The sequence below is a fragment of the Mesorhizobium norvegicum genome (assembly GCF_004919685.1).
In the GTDB taxonomy this organism is placed as follows: domain Bacteria; phylum Pseudomonadota; class Alphaproteobacteria; order Rhizobiales; family Rhizobiaceae; genus Mesorhizobium; species Mesorhizobium norvegicum.
In genome coordinates this window covers 177,793-191,208 of sequence record NZ_SMYZ01000054.1, presented here as the reverse complement: position 1 = coordinate 191,208, position 13,416 = coordinate 177,793, and the positions used below count along the sequence as shown (strand labels likewise).

General features: G+C 64.0%; 14 protein-coding genes. 5 read left to right on the top strand and 9 right to left on the bottom strand.

The features are described from left to right. Window positions 1-4: 4 nt before the first annotated feature. From FCU66_RS22935 to FCU66_RS22925, 3 genes are read left to right on the top strand one after another with little or no spacing between them, the layout of a single operon-like run. Window positions 5-985, top strand: a complete 981-nt coding sequence (locus FCU66_RS22935) for an ABC transporter permease (protein ID WP_136622570.1) — start codon at window positions 5-7, stop codon at window positions 983-985. Then, window positions 982-1,968 (top strand): ABC transporter permease, encoded by a 987-nt coding sequence (locus tag FCU66_RS22930; RefSeq protein WP_136622559.1) that lies wholly within the window; start codon window positions 982-984, stop codon window positions 1,966-1,968. Before FCU66_RS22935 ends, FCU66_RS22930 begins: the two co-directional genes overlap by 4 nt. Before the next feature lie 2 nt (window positions 1,969-1,970). Then, on the top strand, window positions 1,971-2,519 hold the full coding sequence (locus FCU66_RS22925; protein WP_136622558.1) for a gluconokinase: 549 nt from the start codon (window positions 1,971-1,973) through the stop codon (window positions 2,517-2,519). On the opposite strand, the gene FCU66_RS22920 is transcribed toward FCU66_RS22925, so the two are convergent. From FCU66_RS22920 to FCU66_RS22910, 3 genes are all read right to left on the bottom strand, one after another. Further along, window positions 2,514-3,665 (bottom strand): hypothetical protein, encoded by a 1,152-nt coding sequence (locus FCU66_RS22920; protein WP_136622557.1) that lies wholly within the window; start codon window positions 3,663-3,665, stop codon window positions 2,514-2,516. The genes FCU66_RS22925 and FCU66_RS22920 overlap by 6 nt on opposite strands. A gap of 83 nt (window positions 3,666-3,748) precedes the next feature. After that, on the bottom strand, window positions 3,749-4,198 hold the full coding sequence (locus FCU66_RS22915) for an RrF2 family transcriptional regulator (protein WP_136622569.1): 450 nt from the start codon (window positions 4,196-4,198) through the stop codon (window positions 3,749-3,751). A gap of 256 nt (window positions 4,199-4,454) precedes the next feature. After that, window positions 4,455-5,441, bottom strand: coding sequence for a sulfate ABC transporter substrate-binding protein (locus FCU66_RS22910; RefSeq protein WP_136622556.1), 987 nt, complete (start codon window positions 5,439-5,441; stop codon window positions 4,455-4,457). A gap of 233 nt (window positions 5,442-5,674) precedes the next feature. On the opposite strand from FCU66_RS22910, the gene FCU66_RS22905 reads away from it, so the two are divergent. Beyond that, the gene (locus FCU66_RS22905) at window positions 5,675-5,947 is read left to right on the top strand and encodes an antitoxin (RefSeq protein WP_136622568.1); all 273 of its coding nucleotides are present in this window, start codon (window positions 5,675-5,677) and stop codon (window positions 5,945-5,947) included. Further along, window positions 5,947-6,345, top strand: coding sequence for a type II toxin-antitoxin system VapC family toxin (locus tag FCU66_RS22900; protein ID WP_136622555.1), 399 nt, complete (start codon window positions 5,947-5,949; stop codon window positions 6,343-6,345). The genes FCU66_RS22905 and FCU66_RS22900 overlap by 1 nt, the downstream gene beginning before the upstream one ends. A 15-nt stretch (window positions 6,346-6,360) precedes the next feature. Here the strand turns inward: FCU66_RS22900 and FCU66_RS22895 are convergent, their stop codons facing one another. The 6 genes from FCU66_RS22895 to pbpC form a co-directional block, all read right to left on the bottom strand. Then, the gene (locus FCU66_RS22895) at window positions 6,361-7,401 is read right to left on the bottom strand and encodes a sulfate/molybdate ABC transporter ATP-binding protein (protein ID WP_136622554.1); all 1,041 of its coding nucleotides are present in this window, start codon (window positions 7,399-7,401) and stop codon (window positions 6,361-6,363) included. A gap of 12 nt (window positions 7,402-7,413) precedes the next feature. Further along, a complete protein-coding gene (gene cysW / locus FCU66_RS22890) occupies window positions 7,414-8,298 on the bottom strand; it encodes a sulfate ABC transporter permease subunit CysW (protein ID WP_136622553.1) in 885 nt (294 codons plus the stop codon). Further along, window positions 8,291-9,142 carry a sulfate ABC transporter permease subunit CysT gene (gene cysT / locus FCU66_RS22885; RefSeq protein WP_136622552.1) on the bottom strand — a complete coding sequence of 284 codons (852 nt, stop codon included), beginning with the start codon at window positions 9,140-9,142 and terminating at the stop codon, window positions 8,291-8,293. The genes cysW and cysT overlap by 8 nt, the downstream gene beginning before the upstream one ends. A 22-nt stretch (window positions 9,143-9,164) precedes the next feature. Next, window positions 9,165-10,193, bottom strand: a complete 1,029-nt coding sequence (locus FCU66_RS22880) for a sulfate ABC transporter substrate-binding protein (RefSeq protein ID WP_136622551.1) — start codon at window positions 10,191-10,193, stop codon at window positions 9,165-9,167. A gap of 222 nt (window positions 10,194-10,415) precedes the next feature. After that, complete coding sequence (locus tag FCU66_RS22875; RefSeq protein ID WP_246093989.1) at window positions 10,416-11,093, bottom strand: M15 family metallopeptidase; 678 nt, start codon at window positions 11,091-11,093, stop codon at window positions 10,416-10,418. 177 nt (window positions 11,094-11,270) lie between these two features. Then, window positions 11,271-13,361: a penicillin-binding protein 1C gene (gene pbpC / locus FCU66_RS22870; RefSeq protein ID WP_246093988.1), complete on the bottom strand. Its 2,091-nt coding sequence runs from the start codon at window positions 13,359-13,361 to the stop codon at window positions 11,271-11,273. Between the last annotated feature and the right edge of the window lie 55 nt (window positions 13,362-13,416).

Below are 13,416 nucleotides of genomic sequence, written 5' to 3'. Positions count from 1 at the left end.
GCGCGTGAAAGATTGGCGCTACTGGCTGGCCGAGCAGCGCGGAACGCTGCTGGCGCTCGGCATCTTCATCGTCATGTTCGTCATCTACACCTCGAACCATCCGGCCGGCTTCACCGCCAATGTCGTGCAGACGGCGGCCAACAAGGGCGTGCTGCTGGCCTTCGTCGCCATGGCGCAGACGCTGGTGGTGATCACCGCCGGCATCGACCTCTCCGTCGGCATGATTTTTCTCCTCACCAACTGCCTGGCTTCGTGGCTGGTGGTCGGCACGCCGATGCAGACGGCGCTTGGCGTCATCGCGGTGCTGGCGGTGGGGCTGCTGTGCGGCGCGATCAATGGCGCCATCGTCATCTATGGCCGGCTGCAGCCGATCGTTGCTACGATTGCCACAGGGGCCGTCTATTACGGCATCGGCCTTTTGCTGCGGCCATTCCCGGGCGGCTCGGTCAACGAGGATCTGGCCGATGCGCTGACCGGCCGTGTGTTCGGCGTGGTGCCGGCGAGCATCGTCGTCCTGTTGGTAATCGTGCTGGTGATCTGGGTGCCGTTCAGCCGCTCGGTGCTCGGCCGCGCCGCCTACGCCGCCGGGTCGTCGGAGACAGCGGCCTACATGTCGGGCGTACCGATCCGGCGCGGCAAGTTCGCCGCCTACACGCTGGCCGGCCTGCTGGCGGCGATCGGCGGGCTGTTCCTGACCTTCTTCACCTATACGGGCGAGGCGGCCTATGCCAGCGGCAACTCCTACACGCTGTTTTCGATCGCCGCCGTGGTGCTCGGCGGCGTCTCGCTGTTCGGCGGCAAGGGCAGCGCCATCGGTGCGATCTTCGGCGCGCTGGCCTTCCGCACCATCGGCGACCTGTTGTTCGTCTTCGACTTCGATCCGCTCTGGCAGCCGCTGTTCCAGGGCGTTATCCTGCTGGTCGCCGTCAGCCTCGGCGCCTTCGCCCTGTTTCGGGTCCGCAACCGGCTGGAGTGGTTCCTGTGAGCGAAACGACGCTTGGCGGCATTGCCGGCCGCATGCCCAGATTCATCCGCCGCGCCGATCCGGCGGTGCTGACGGCCTTTGCCTGCATCGTGCTTTTGCTGTTCCTGGGCAGCCTCTATTCCAGAAGCTTCCTGTCGCCTGAATATCTGCTGCAGCAGCTCAAGGTGGCGTCGTTCCTCGGGGTCATCGCCACCGGCATGATGCTGGTCATCCTGCTTGGCCAGATCGACCTGTCGGTGCCGTGGGCGGTGGCGGCTGGCGCGATGATGGCCTGTGCGGCGGCAGCCTATGGCCCGGTCGGCGTGGCGCTGGCCATCCCGTTCGGTATTCTCTGCGGCATGCTGATCGGCGTCGTCAACGGCATCGGCGTCGCCTATCTGCGCATCCCCTCGATGATCATCACGCTGGCCACCAACGCCGTCGCGCAAGGGCTTATGGTCGTCTACACCGGCGGCTTCTCGCCACAGGATTCGGCGACGGGCGCGATGCGCTACCTGGCGACCGGCTTCACCATTCCGGGCGTGCCCAACGCGGTCATCATCTGGGCGCTGATCGGCGCTGCAATGGTGTTCGTGCTGACCCGCACCAGCTTCGGCCGCACCGTTTACGGCATCGGCAACCGCGAGCGCGCCGCCTATCTCTCCGGCATCGACACACGGCGCGTGGTGATGATCGCCTTCGCCGTCTCCGGAGGGCTCTCCGCTTTCGGCGGGGTGCTGCTTGCCGGCTATGCCTCCAAGGCGGCGCAGTCGATGGGTGATGCCTATCTGCTGCCATCGATCGCCGCGGTTGTGCTGGGCGGCACCTCGATCCTGGGCGGGCGCGGCTCCTATCTCGGCACCGTCGCCGGTGTCATCCTGATCACGCTGCTGCAATCCATCCTGTCGGTCATGCAGATGCCGGAAGCGGGGCGGCAGATCATCTACGGCGTCGTCATCGTCGCCATGCTGCTGCTCTACGGCCGCGCGCCGGCAAGCCGCTGACCGTGGACGAAAAGGCAGCACAGGCGCCAACCGGCGCTCGCGGCTCGGTGCCTCCGGCCATCGTGGTGATGGGCGTCGCCGGCTGCGGCAAGTCGGCTGTCGGCACGGCGCTGGCGGCAGCACTCGGCGCCGTCTTCATCGAAGGCGACAGGCTGCACCCGCCGGAAAATGTCGCGCGCATGGCAAGCGGCGAGCCGCTCACCGATCAACTGCGTGAAGGCTGGCTCGACGCGATCGGCGAGCGCATCGCGGCGTCGGTGGACAGCGGGCAGGGTGTGGTTGCCGCCTGCTCGGCACTGAAGCGCAGCTACCGCGACCGGCTGAGCGGCTTCTGCCCGCAGATCGTCTTCCTCTATCTGGAGATCGACCCGGCCACGGCCAGGCGACGCGTCGGCAACCGTAAGGGCCACTTCATGCCGGCGAGCCTTGTCGACAGCCAGTTCGCCATCCTGGAGCCGCCGGCAGCGGATGAGCGGGCATTGACGCTCGATGCGACACGCCCGGTCGGTGAGGTCGTCGCTGCCGCGGTCCACCAGATGCGCCGGTCATGAGCTTTCGCCAGTGCCGATGCCGGTGCTGTCCTGAGCCTTGGTCAGCCGCTGCCGACGGGACCACGTCATCATCTGCTCGGGGTAGAGTTTCAGCGCCTCCAGCAGGCGGTCGCGCTTGAGCAGGATGTAGTGCGCCTGCACGGCCATGTTCTTGGTTCCATCCCTGGCCATGTCCGTCGCCGGGGTGACAGACGCCTCCGGCGTCAGCGCGGGGCTGAGCACGGCACGGTATTCAATGAACGGAACCACTTCGAAGGTCGACATGGCAAACAGCGCCGTCCTGCCCCTGGCGGCGAAATTCGCCGGCGCCGAGGCGAGGTGGGTCCAGCCGTTTTCGCCCATGGCGGCTTCGGTGAAGGTCGTGCCGGCATGGATGGTGTTGGTCATCATCACCACGTCATTCTGCTTCAGGATTTTCTGGATGCGGATGGTGACCTGATAGGCGTCGTCGCGATCAAAGGCGACCCGACTTTTCAGGAACCGGTTCTCGACATTGATCAGCGGCGGGTTGAGGAAACGTAGGCCGAACGCCGTTTCGGAAATACCGTGGGTGTGGACGCTCACCTGATGCGCCTCGATACCGGCCTCGTACAAAGCGCGCTTGCCGATGATGGTCTGGGCGATGAACTGATCGCACCAGAGGATGGCGCCGTGGCCGCGCTGCAGGGCCGCCACCAGTCCCTCCAGCCCCTCCAGCCGGATCGTCGGCGACCAGCGGCCAGCCACCAGATGTGCGGCGAGCTGCAGGCGGCGGCGATGGCGCGCCGCCAGCAATCCCTCGAACAGCTTGCGCGCATCGATGTCGTCGCCAAGCACCGCGCGTGTGGCGGCAGCGTAAGCGGGAAACTCCTTGCGCATATGGCGCTTCAGGCGAAACCTGGACATGCGGCCGCAGATCAGCGCCCACCAGCGCACCGGCAGAGCCGCTGCCACCATGAGATAGAAGACGCACAGCAGGCTTTCGCGGAGGTCCTTGTTGGAAAAGCGGCGAAGCCGGCCGGGGCGATCCAGTTTGCGGCTGAAAAAGCGCACATCTTCCGCCCGGTCCGGGACAAAGACGTCGGCGATGATTTCAGTTCGGAAACTGGCTGCCGATGGCGGCTTGCGGGCGGCCTTGCGGGATTTTGCGAACCACGACAGCCTCATCGGTCCAGCCCGTTCTTCGAACCCCGCTTTACTGCGTCGGCATGGACCGCGCAACCTTGCGATGGCGAACGCGCGTCAGTGGTTCATATCTGCGAGGTCAGCTCGACCGGAAAATCATCATTGTCGGCATCGCGCATGGCGGCGAGGCTGCGGTTATCCAGCACTTCGGCGATTGCCTGCCGGACCTCCAGCATCATGTGCCGGACCTGGCAGGTCGCCTCGTCGCAGTCGTCGCAGCGCTGATACTGCGTGCGGCTGGCGCAGGGGATCGGCGCCAACGGCCCGTCAAGCACGCGCACGACATGGCCGATCTTGATTTCGGAGGCCGGCCGGGCGAGGCGATAGCCGCCTTCCTTGCCCTTGCGGCTCTGGACGAAGCCGGCATTACGCAACTCGCCCAGGATGGCATCGAGGAATTTCTTCGGAATGTTGTTGGCCACCGCGATATCGTTGACGAAGGCCAATTGGCCGACCGGCAGGCCGGACAGATGCACGAGGGCCTTGAGGCCGTATTTGCCTTTTTTTGTCAGCATGCCCAGATCAACCCATTGAAGCCCCAACCACTCGCATCTGGCGACTGTTTGTGTGCAAATAATGACGTTTTCGCCGCGCGATGATGTTTCGCGAAAACAAGCCGCCGGATTGCACGTTAGGCACAAACGCGTTGATTCTTTGTAACGTTTTGCACGGACGGTGCCGATATCCCGCTGAAAACCGGATCGCCGGCGCACAAAACGAAAAAAGCCGGCAAAAGCGCCGGCTTTCTCATCCACTGGGAAGCCGCAACTCTTAGCGGCTGCCGTAGGTCTGGTCGAGCAGGCCGCCGGCGGCGAAATGCTCCTTCTGCACCTTGTCCCAGCCGCCGAAGACGTCTTCCACCGTCAGCAAGCGGACATCGGGAAACTGGGCCTTGTATTTGGCGGCGACCGCCGCGTCGCGAACCCGGTTGCCGTTCTGGGCGAGGATGTCCTGGCCCTCGGGGGTGTAGAGGAAGTCGAGATAGGTCTTGGCCAGATCGCGCGTGCCGTGCTCGTCGGCGACCTTGTCGACGATCGCCACCGGGAATTCGGCCAGCAGGCTGACCGAGGGCGTGACCTGCTCGAACTTGTCGTCGCCATACTCCTTGCGGATTCCGCGCGTCTCCGACTCGAAGGTGATCAGCACGTCACCGATCTCGCGCTGCACGAAGGTGGTGGTCGCGGCGCGGCCGCCGGTGTCGAAGATCGGCACGTTGTTGAACAGCTTGGTGATGAACTCCTTCACCTTGGCGTCGTCGCCCTTGAAGGCCTCCTTGGCGTAGGCGGTTGCCGCCAGATAGGTGTAGCGCGCATTGCCGGAGGTTTTCGGGTTGGGGAAGATCACCTGCACGTCGTCGCGAACGAGATCGTTCCAGTCCTTGATGTGCTTGGGGTTGCCCGCGCGGACAAGGAAGGAAGGCAGCGAATAGAAGGGCGACGCGTCATTGGCGAAATCCTTCTGCCAGTCGGCCGAGACGAGCCCCTTCTTGACCAGGAAGTCGATGTCGGTGACCTGGTTGAAGGTAACGACATCGGCGCCAAGGCCCTCGGCGATGGCGCGCGCCTGCGCCGAGGTGCCGGCATGCGACTGATCGACGGTGACGCCCGGATGCTGCGCGACGAAGGCCTTGTTGACCTGCACGAACAGTTCGCGGCCGACATCATAGGATGCGTTGAGCAGTTTGTCGGCCGACCAGGCCTGGGAGGATGCGAGGAACAGGCCGGCGACGGTGGCAAGCCCGAGGAAAAATCGCTTCATGAAAACAGGCTCCGATGCAATGGGTTTATGGTCGAACCATAGCTGTGGCGCAGGGCGCGCGACGAGGCACGCACCGTAGCTTCATCGCCTCGGCACGAGAAGAAGTATCGCTGAAAGGGGCATTTGTTGGAATTCTGTTCCAGTCGATGGCTGCCTTCGTCGGAGCTTTTCTGTGCCTTGCATCGTGGCGTCATATGGCATATACAAATGGCATATACACAAGGAGCATCGCCATGCCCCGGAACCGTCATTCAACAACGCCGCCGAGGGAGGCGAAGCTGTTTCGCAACAACCGCAGCCAGGCGGTGCGCATTCCTGTCGAGTTCGAGCTTCCCGGCGAAAAGGTCTTGATCAGCCGTGAAGGCGACCGCCTGGTCATCGAGCCGGCTCGCAAACCTGGACTTACCGCGCTGCTCGCCCAATGGGCGAAAGATCAGCCGCTCGGTCCTGAAGACGACTTCCCCGAGATCGATGACACGCCGGTCAAATCCGAGGATATTTTCTAATGCGGTTCATGCTGGACACGAACATCATCAGCGACATGATCCGAAACCCTGCTGGCAAGGCCGCAAGTGCAATGGTGCGCGAGGGAGATGACGCCGTTTGCACCAGCATCGTGGTCGCCTCTGAATTGCGATATGGCTGCGCAAAGAAGGGATCGGCCAAGCTGCTCAAGAAGGTTGAAGACTTGTTGGCCGAGATACCTGTCTTGCCGCTCGATGTGCCGGTGGATGCCGAGTATGGCGGACTTCGCGCCGAGCTTGAAGCCGCGGGCCAGACCATTGGCCATAATGATCTTTTTATTGCCGCTCATGCCTATGCATTGGGCACCACGCTGGTGACCGCCAACACGGGAGAGTTCAACCGGATCAGGGGCTTGAAGATCGAGAACTGGCTGGAGTAGCGTCCCGATCGAGGATCAGCTGGCCGGAAACAACTTCCAGCGGCCGGGGCGGAACGCCACCCGGCTTTTGTGGGCCGCGGGGTGGTCGACCGGCAGTTCGATTTCGACCCGCTGGCGCTCGCCGCCGATCTCAAGCTCGACCCGGCGCGTGCCGGCGACGCGGCGGCTGGCAGCAACCGTACCGGCGATGCAGCCGCTGCAGCCGTCCAGCAATTCGACATCGTGCGGGCGGAAGTAGAGCGTCGCATCGCCCGAGGGCTCGTTGGGCGCGGCAAGCCCGATCGGACGGTCGGCGAGCCAGATCTCGCCATTCTCGACCTTGACGGGAAGCGAGCTCGATTCACCGATGAAGCCATAGACGAAGGGCGAGTTCGGCGTGTCGTAGATGTCGTCGGCGGTGCCGACCTGCTCGATGCGGCCCTGGCTCATCACCACGACGCGGTCGGCAAGCTCCAGCGCCTCTTCCTGGTCGTGGGTGACGAAGACGGTGGTGTGGCCGGTGGCGTCATGGATTTCGCGCAGCCAGCGGCGCAATTCCCGGCGCACCTGCGCGTCAAGCGCGCCGAACGGCTCGTCGAGCAACAGCACCTTGGGTTCGATCGCCATGGCGCGCGCCAGCGCCACGCGCTGCCGCTGGCCGCCGGAAAGCTGCGCCGGATAGCGCTTCTCCAGCCCCGACAGCTGAACGAGGTCGAGAAGCTCGGAGGCGCGGCGGCGGATTTCCTGCGCCGGCGGGCGCGACGGCCCGTGCCGGACCTTCAGGCCGAAGCCGATATTGTCGGCCACCGTCATGTGCCGGAACAGCGCATAGTGCTGGAAGACAAAGCCGACATTGCGATCCTGGATCGACTTGTGCGAGGCGTCCTCGTCGCCGAAGAAGATGTTTCCCCGCGTCGGCCGCTCCAGCCCGGCGATGAGCCTGAGCAGCGTCGTCTTGCCGGAGCCGGACGGCCCCAGCAACGCGATCAGCTCGCCCGACTTGATATCGAGCGACACGTCGTGGAGGGCCGGAAACCGGTCAAATTCCTTGCGCACGTTGGCAACGCGAACTTCCATCTACAGAACCTTCTAGTGCCCGCGTGTCGCGGCGATCTCGGCGCCGTAGCGCATCTCGAGAAGTGTTTTCAAGACCAGCGTGACGAGCGCCAGGCCCGCAAGCAATGAAGCGACGGCGAAGGCGCCGACGGCGTTGTACTCGTTATAGAGGATTTCGACATGCAGCGGCATGGTGTTGGTCAGGCCGCGTATGTGGCCCGACACCACCGAGACCGCGCCGAACTCGCCCATGGCACGCGCATTGCACAGGAGTACGCCGTAGAGCAGCCCCCATTTGACGTTGGGCAAGGTCACGTACCAGAAGGTCTGCCAGCCATTGGCGCCAAGCGAGAGTGCTGCCTCCTCGTCGCCATTGCCCTGCTCCTGCATCAGCGGGATCAACTCGCGGGCGACGAAGGGGAAGGTGACGAAGACGGTGGCCAGCACGATGCCCGGCACAGCAAACAGGATGACGATGCCATGCGCTTTCAGCCAGCCGCCGAGCAGCCCCTGGGCGCCGAACAAAAGCACATAGACGAGGCCCGATATGACCGGCGAGACCGAGAAGGGCAGGTCGATCAGCGTGGTCAGGAAGGCCTTGCCCTTGAACTCGAACTTGGCGATCGCCCAGGCGGCGGAGATGCCGAAGACAATGTTGAGCGGCACCGAGATCGCCGCCACCAGCAGCGTCAGCCGGATCGCCGAGCGCGTGTCGGCGTCACTCAACGACTGCGTATAGGCACTGACGCCTTTTGCCAGCGCCTCGTGGAAGACGATGATCAGCGGCAGGAGCAGGAAGATGCCAAGGAAAGCGAAGACGATGGCCATCAGGACGGCTTGCGCCGGCCGGCTCTCGGTCACCGCCGGCGAGCGGCTCTCGTGATGCTGTTCGTAGGATTTGATCTCGGGATCAGCCATAGCGCTTGCGGCTCCATGACTGTGCGAGATTGACGATCAAAAGCATCAGGAACGACAAAAACAGCATGATCGCCGCGATCGCGGTCGCTGCCGGATAATTGTACTCCTCCAGCCGGATGACGATCAGAAGCGGCGCGATCTCGGATTTGTAGGGCAAATTGCCGGCGATGAAGATGACCGAGCCGTATTCGCCGACGCCGCGCGCGAAGGCCAGCGAAAAGCCGGTGGTGATGGCCGGCGCCAGGCCCGGAAACAGGATGCGGGTGATGATCTGGAAGCGGCTGGCGCCAAGCGTGGCGGCGGCTTCCTCCACCTCCTTGTCGATTTCCTCCATGATCGGCTGCACGGTGCGCACGACGAAGGGCAGGCCGATGAAGATCAGCGCGATGACGATGCCGAGCGGCGTATAGGCGACCTTGATGCCAAGCGGCATCAGCAATTTGCCGATCCAGCCGTTCGGCGCGTAGAGCGTGGTCAGCGCGATGCCGGCCACCGCCGTCGGCAGCGCGAAGGGCAGGTCGACCATGGCATCGACGATGCGGCGGCCGGGAAAGCGGTAGCGCACCAGCACCCAGGCGACGAGGGTGCCGAAGACGACGTTGACGGCAGCCGCGATGAAGGCGGTGCCGAAGCTGATTTCAAGCGCGTTGATGGTGCGACGATCGGTTGCGATCGCCCAGAACTCAGGCCAGCCAAGGGCGGCCGAGCGCCAGATCAGCCCGGACAGCGGGATGAGGATGATGAGGGTGAGGTAGGCAAGCGAGAAGCCGAGCGTCAATCCGAAACCCGGAATGACACTCGGCTGTCTGAACCGCCACCCCGCCTGCGCGGGTGCTGTGGTCATATCGTCCTGATCTAGATTTAGCTCACTGGGCCGGCTTATAGATCTGGTCGAATATACCACCATCGCCGAAATGATAAGGCTGTGCCTTCTTCCAGCCGCCAAAAAGCGGATCGTCGATGGAGATCAGCTTGATTTCAGGTGTTTTGGGCAGGTCCGCCGGAGCCACAAGTTCGGGCTTGGCCGGACGATAGTGGTTCTTGGCGATGATCGTCTGCGCTTCCTTGGAATAGAGCCAACCCAGATAGGCTTCGGCGACCTTGCGCGTGCCCTTGGCGTCGACATTGGCATCGACAATCGCCACCGGCGGCTCGGCCAGGATCGATGTCGGCGGGTAGACGATTTCGAAATTGTCGGCGCCGAATTCGTCGAGTGCCAGATAGGCATCGTTTTCCCAGCCGATCAGTACATCGCCGATGCCCTTTTGCGCGAAGGTCACGGTCGAGCCGCGCGCGCCGGTGTCGAGCACCGGGGCATTGGCGTAGAGCTTGCCGACGAATTCCTTGTTTTTAGCCTCGTCGCCGCCGTCATTGGCGTTGGCGTAAGCCCATGCCGCGAGGTAGTTCCAGCGTGCACCGCCGGAGGTCTTGGGATTGGGCGTGATCACCTGGACGCCGTCCTTGACGAGGTCGCTCCAGTCGTGGATGCCCTTGGGATTGCCCTTGCGGACAAGGAAGATGATGGTCGATGTGTAAGGCGCTGAATTGTTTTCGAATTTCTTGCGCCAGTCGGGATTGATCTTCTTCGACTTCGAGACGATCGCATTGATATCGCCTTCGAGCGCCAGCGTCACCACATCGGCATCGAGGCCATCGATCACGGCGCGGGCCTGGGCGCCCGATCCGCCATGCGACTGCTGGACGGTGACCGTCTCGCCGGTCTCGGCCTTCCAATGGGCGACGAAAGCTTCGTCATAGGCCTTGTAGAACTCGCGTGTCGGATCGTAGGACACGTTGAGGATGGTGGTATCGGCAAACGCGAAACCGAGCGTGCCGAACTGGACAGATGTGGCGACCAGTGCGCCGAGCAGTTTCCTGAAATGAGGTTTGGTCATTTCTGCCTCCGTTGAACCCGCGCCAAATCTACCGAATTGATAGAAATTAGATGCATTCAATGTTGCAATTTTTGCCCTGCTTGAGAAAATGTTCGACGTTTTTTCCCATCATTGAGAAATATTTTCCCTTGCGCGCCTCCTGCCCGAATCCTTGCTCGTCACCTGACCTATCTAGAAATGTGAGCTGTCGAGGCAAGACCGTCTGAAATTTGGTTCGGCGTGTTAGTTGCCGGTAATGGGGAAGTCAAAACGCTCCTTGGCGAACGGTTCATTTGTCAGCGTGAAGTGCCACCATTCCCGTGCATAGTTCTTGAAGCCGGCTACACGCATGGCATCGACAAGCATCTTGCGGTTTGCCGCCGCTTCGCTGGCGAGGCCGCGGTGGGCGGTTTCGCTCATCGGGTCGAAGCAGTCGAAGCCGGTGCCGAAATCGAGCGTGTCGGCATCAACGGCGCCGCAGACCGGGTTCGGGCTGGACCTGCGGTCCGTTCGGGCGAGGGCGACGTCGACTGTCGAGCCACGTGAATGGGTCGATAGTTCTCCGACATAGCCCTTGGCGATCAGGTCGCTACGCCTGACCCTTGAATACCAATGCGGATCGGGCGGCCCGCCCTCACGCGTCCATTCGCCCATGTCGGCGACGGCGCGGACAGGGCGGTAGCAATCGAACACCACCAGGGTCAGGCTTTTGGCGGCGACCGCCTTCTGGACAGCGGAGAGTGCCTTTGCCGCCTGCTCGGTGAGGATGCAGGCCGGCGCGTCATAGCCGTTCACCTTGCGATGCAGGAAATTGTCCGATCCGGCGTAGCGGATGTCCTGGCGGATCGAGGGGTCGACATCGGCGAGCCGGACAAAGCCGGCGGGCAAGGCGTCAGCGAAAGCGGGGAGGGTGACTGCCAAAACGAGCGCTACCGCAGCCAGCGCCGAGGCTGCCGACAATCGAGGATTGCGCGAGGCACCCCCCTCTNNGCCAGAGGGGGGTGCCTCGGAACAGGCATAGGTGAGTATCCTGCTATCTGCCGAGCGCCCGGAAAGCCAATTCCATGAATCTAATTTCCATGAATCTCTTGGCGCGATCTATTCGACGAACACCTTGACGCTGGCCGCGCGCCCCGCGGCGTCGATCACCGTCAGCGTCGAATAGCCAGCGCCATCCGGTTGCCAGGTCGCGGTGCGGCGACGGTCGATGCCGGTGAGCGGCTTGCCGTTGGCCAGCCAGCGGAACGGCGCGCGGCCGCCTTGCAGTTTCAGCACCAGCGGCGAGGCGTCGGCTGAATTGGTGCCGAGATCGACGCGGGCGCCGTCGGGCGGGAAGATGATGGTCGGAGCGGGTTCGGTCACTGTCGCCTGCACCAGGCCGTCGGACCCGGCGCCGAAGCGGGCGAGCGTCACCGGCAGGTCCTCGCGCCTGGGGCTGAACACGCCGGGCAGCTTGCCCGGCAATGGGACGGTGGCCAGGCCCGAACGGACAAAACCCTCGAACAGGATGGGAGCGGCCGAGACATAGCCGGACAGGCCGGGCACCGCGCCGGCGTCGGGGCGGCCGACCCAGACACCCAGCACATAGCGGCCGTCGAAGCCGACCGACCAGGCGTCGCGGTAGCCGTAGGAGGTGCCGGTCTTGTAGGCGATGCCGCGCTGCAAGGCACCCTCGGGCGGCTTGACGCCCGACAGTATGTCGATGATCTGCCAGTTGGCCTGACCGTCGAGGATGGTGGCGGTGGTGCGCTCGGCATTGGCCGGCTCGGTGCCGTCATGCAGCGTGTGCGTCTTGCCGCCATTGGCGAGCCCCGTGTAGAGCTGGACGAGGTCGCGCAGTGTCACCCCAACGCCGCCAAGGCCGATGGCCAGGCCCGGTGCCTCGTTGACCGGGAGCACGGGGCTGACGCCGGCCTGGCGAAAGCGCGCCATCAGCCGCGTTGGCCCGACCGCGTCGAGCACGCGGATTGCCGGCACGTTGAGCGACAGTTGCAGCGCTTGCCGGATGCTGACATCGCCCTGATAGCCCATGTCGAAATTCTTCGGCCGATAGCCTGAGAAATCGACGGGGCTGTCGTCGATCAGCGTCTCCTGCGCCACCAGTCCCTGTTCGAAGGCAAGACCGTAGATGAACGGCTTCAGCGTCGAGCCGGGCGAGCGGACGATCTTTGTCATGTCGATCCAGCCGGAGCGGCTGGCGTCGAAGAAATTGGCCGAGCCGACTTCACCAAGGATGTCGCCGGTGCGGGAGTCGGCCAGCACCATGGCGACTGACAGGCGAGGCCCAAGCTTGGCGGCCGCGTCCCTCGCCACCTGTTCCAGCCCTTCCTGGACGCTCTTGCGGATCGTCAGCTGCAAGGGCTGGCCGGGTACAGCCTTGGGCAGCATCGCATAGGCGGCGTGCGCGGCGAGCGTCGGTAGCGTGCGGCGCAGGCCCGCCACATCGTCGAGGGCGGCACGTGCGGCCTCGCGCTCGCCGAGCAGGCCGGAGGACACCATGCGGGTCAGCACCCGGTCGCGGGCGGCGTGGGCGATCTTCAGGTTGCGGTCGGGCCGGCGCCTTTCCGGCAGCTGCGGCAGAGCGACGAGAAGGGCGGATTCGGAAACGGTGAGCCGCTTCGGCTCCTTGCCGAAATAGGCGAGCGAGGCGGCGCGCACGCCTTCCAGATTGCCGCCATAAGGCGCCAGCGTCAGGTAGCGTTCGAGGATCTCGCGCTTGGACAGCCGGCGCTCGATCTGGATGGCGCGCAGCATCTGCTTGATCTTGGAGCCGAGGCTGCGGCCTTCGCGCGGCTCGATCAGCCGGGCAAGCTGCATCGACAGGGTCGAGCCGCCGGAGACGATGTGGCCGCTGGTGGCGAACTGACCGGCGGCACGCGCCAGCGCCAGCACGTCGACACCCTCATGGTCCCAGAAACGCTTGTCCTCATAGGTGACCAGCATGTCGACAAACTGCTTGTCGACCTGGTCGAGCCGGGTCTCTAACCGCCAGTAGCCGTCCGGCGTGGCGAAGGCGCGCAACAATTGGCCATCGCGGTCCTGGACTTCTGTGGAGACCGTGAGTTCGGCAGGCAGCGGTGGCGGGAAGGCACGGTCGAGTTCCCAGAGGCTGGCTGCGATGATCACCGCAACGCCGGCGAGGGAGATGCCCGTGATGGCTGCCCGGCGCAGGAATTTTTTGGAGAGCATGGCGCTGCCCCTCATCCGCCTGCCGGCACCTTCTCCCCGTATAGTGACGGGGAGA

Excerpts from the sequence above, each read along its gene's own strand:
- FCU66_RS22920 (WP_136622557.1), bottom strand. The coding sequence starts at position 3,665 with ATGAGGCTGTCGTGGTTCGCAAAATCCCGCAAGGCCGCCCGCAAGCCG.
- FCU66_RS22915 (WP_136622569.1), bottom strand. The coding sequence starts at position 4,198 with ATGCTGACAAAAAAAGGCAAATACGGCCTCAAGGCCCTCGTGCATCTG.
- FCU66_RS22910 (WP_136622556.1), bottom strand. The coding sequence starts at position 5,441 with ATGAAGCGATTTTTCCTCGGGCTTGCCACCGTCGCCGGCCTGTTCCTC.
- FCU66_RS22905 (WP_136622568.1), top strand. The coding sequence starts at position 5,675 with ATGCCCCGGAACCGTCATTCAACAACGCCGCCGAGGGAGGCGAAGCTG.
- FCU66_RS22900 (WP_136622555.1), top strand. The coding sequence starts at position 5,947 with ATGCGGTTCATGCTGGACACGAACATCATCAGCGACATGATCCGAAAC.
- FCU66_RS22895 (WP_136622554.1), bottom strand. The coding sequence starts at position 7,401 with ATGGAAGTTCGCGTTGCCAACGTGCGCAAGGAATTTGACCGGTTTCCG.
- cysW (WP_136622553.1), bottom strand. The coding sequence starts at position 8,298 with ATGGCTGATCCCGAGATCAAATCCTACGAACAGCATCACGAGAGCCGC.
- cysT (WP_136622552.1), bottom strand. The coding sequence starts at position 9,142 with ATGACCACAGCACCCGCGCAGGCGGGGTGGCGGTTCAGACAGCCGAGT.
- FCU66_RS22880 (WP_136622551.1), bottom strand. The coding sequence starts at position 10,193 with ATGACCAAACCTCATTTCAGGAAACTGCTCGGCGCACTGGTCGCCACA.
- pbpC (WP_246093988.1), bottom strand. The coding sequence starts at position 13,361 with ATGCTCTCCAAAAAATTCCTGCGCCGGGCAGCCATCACGGGCATCTCC.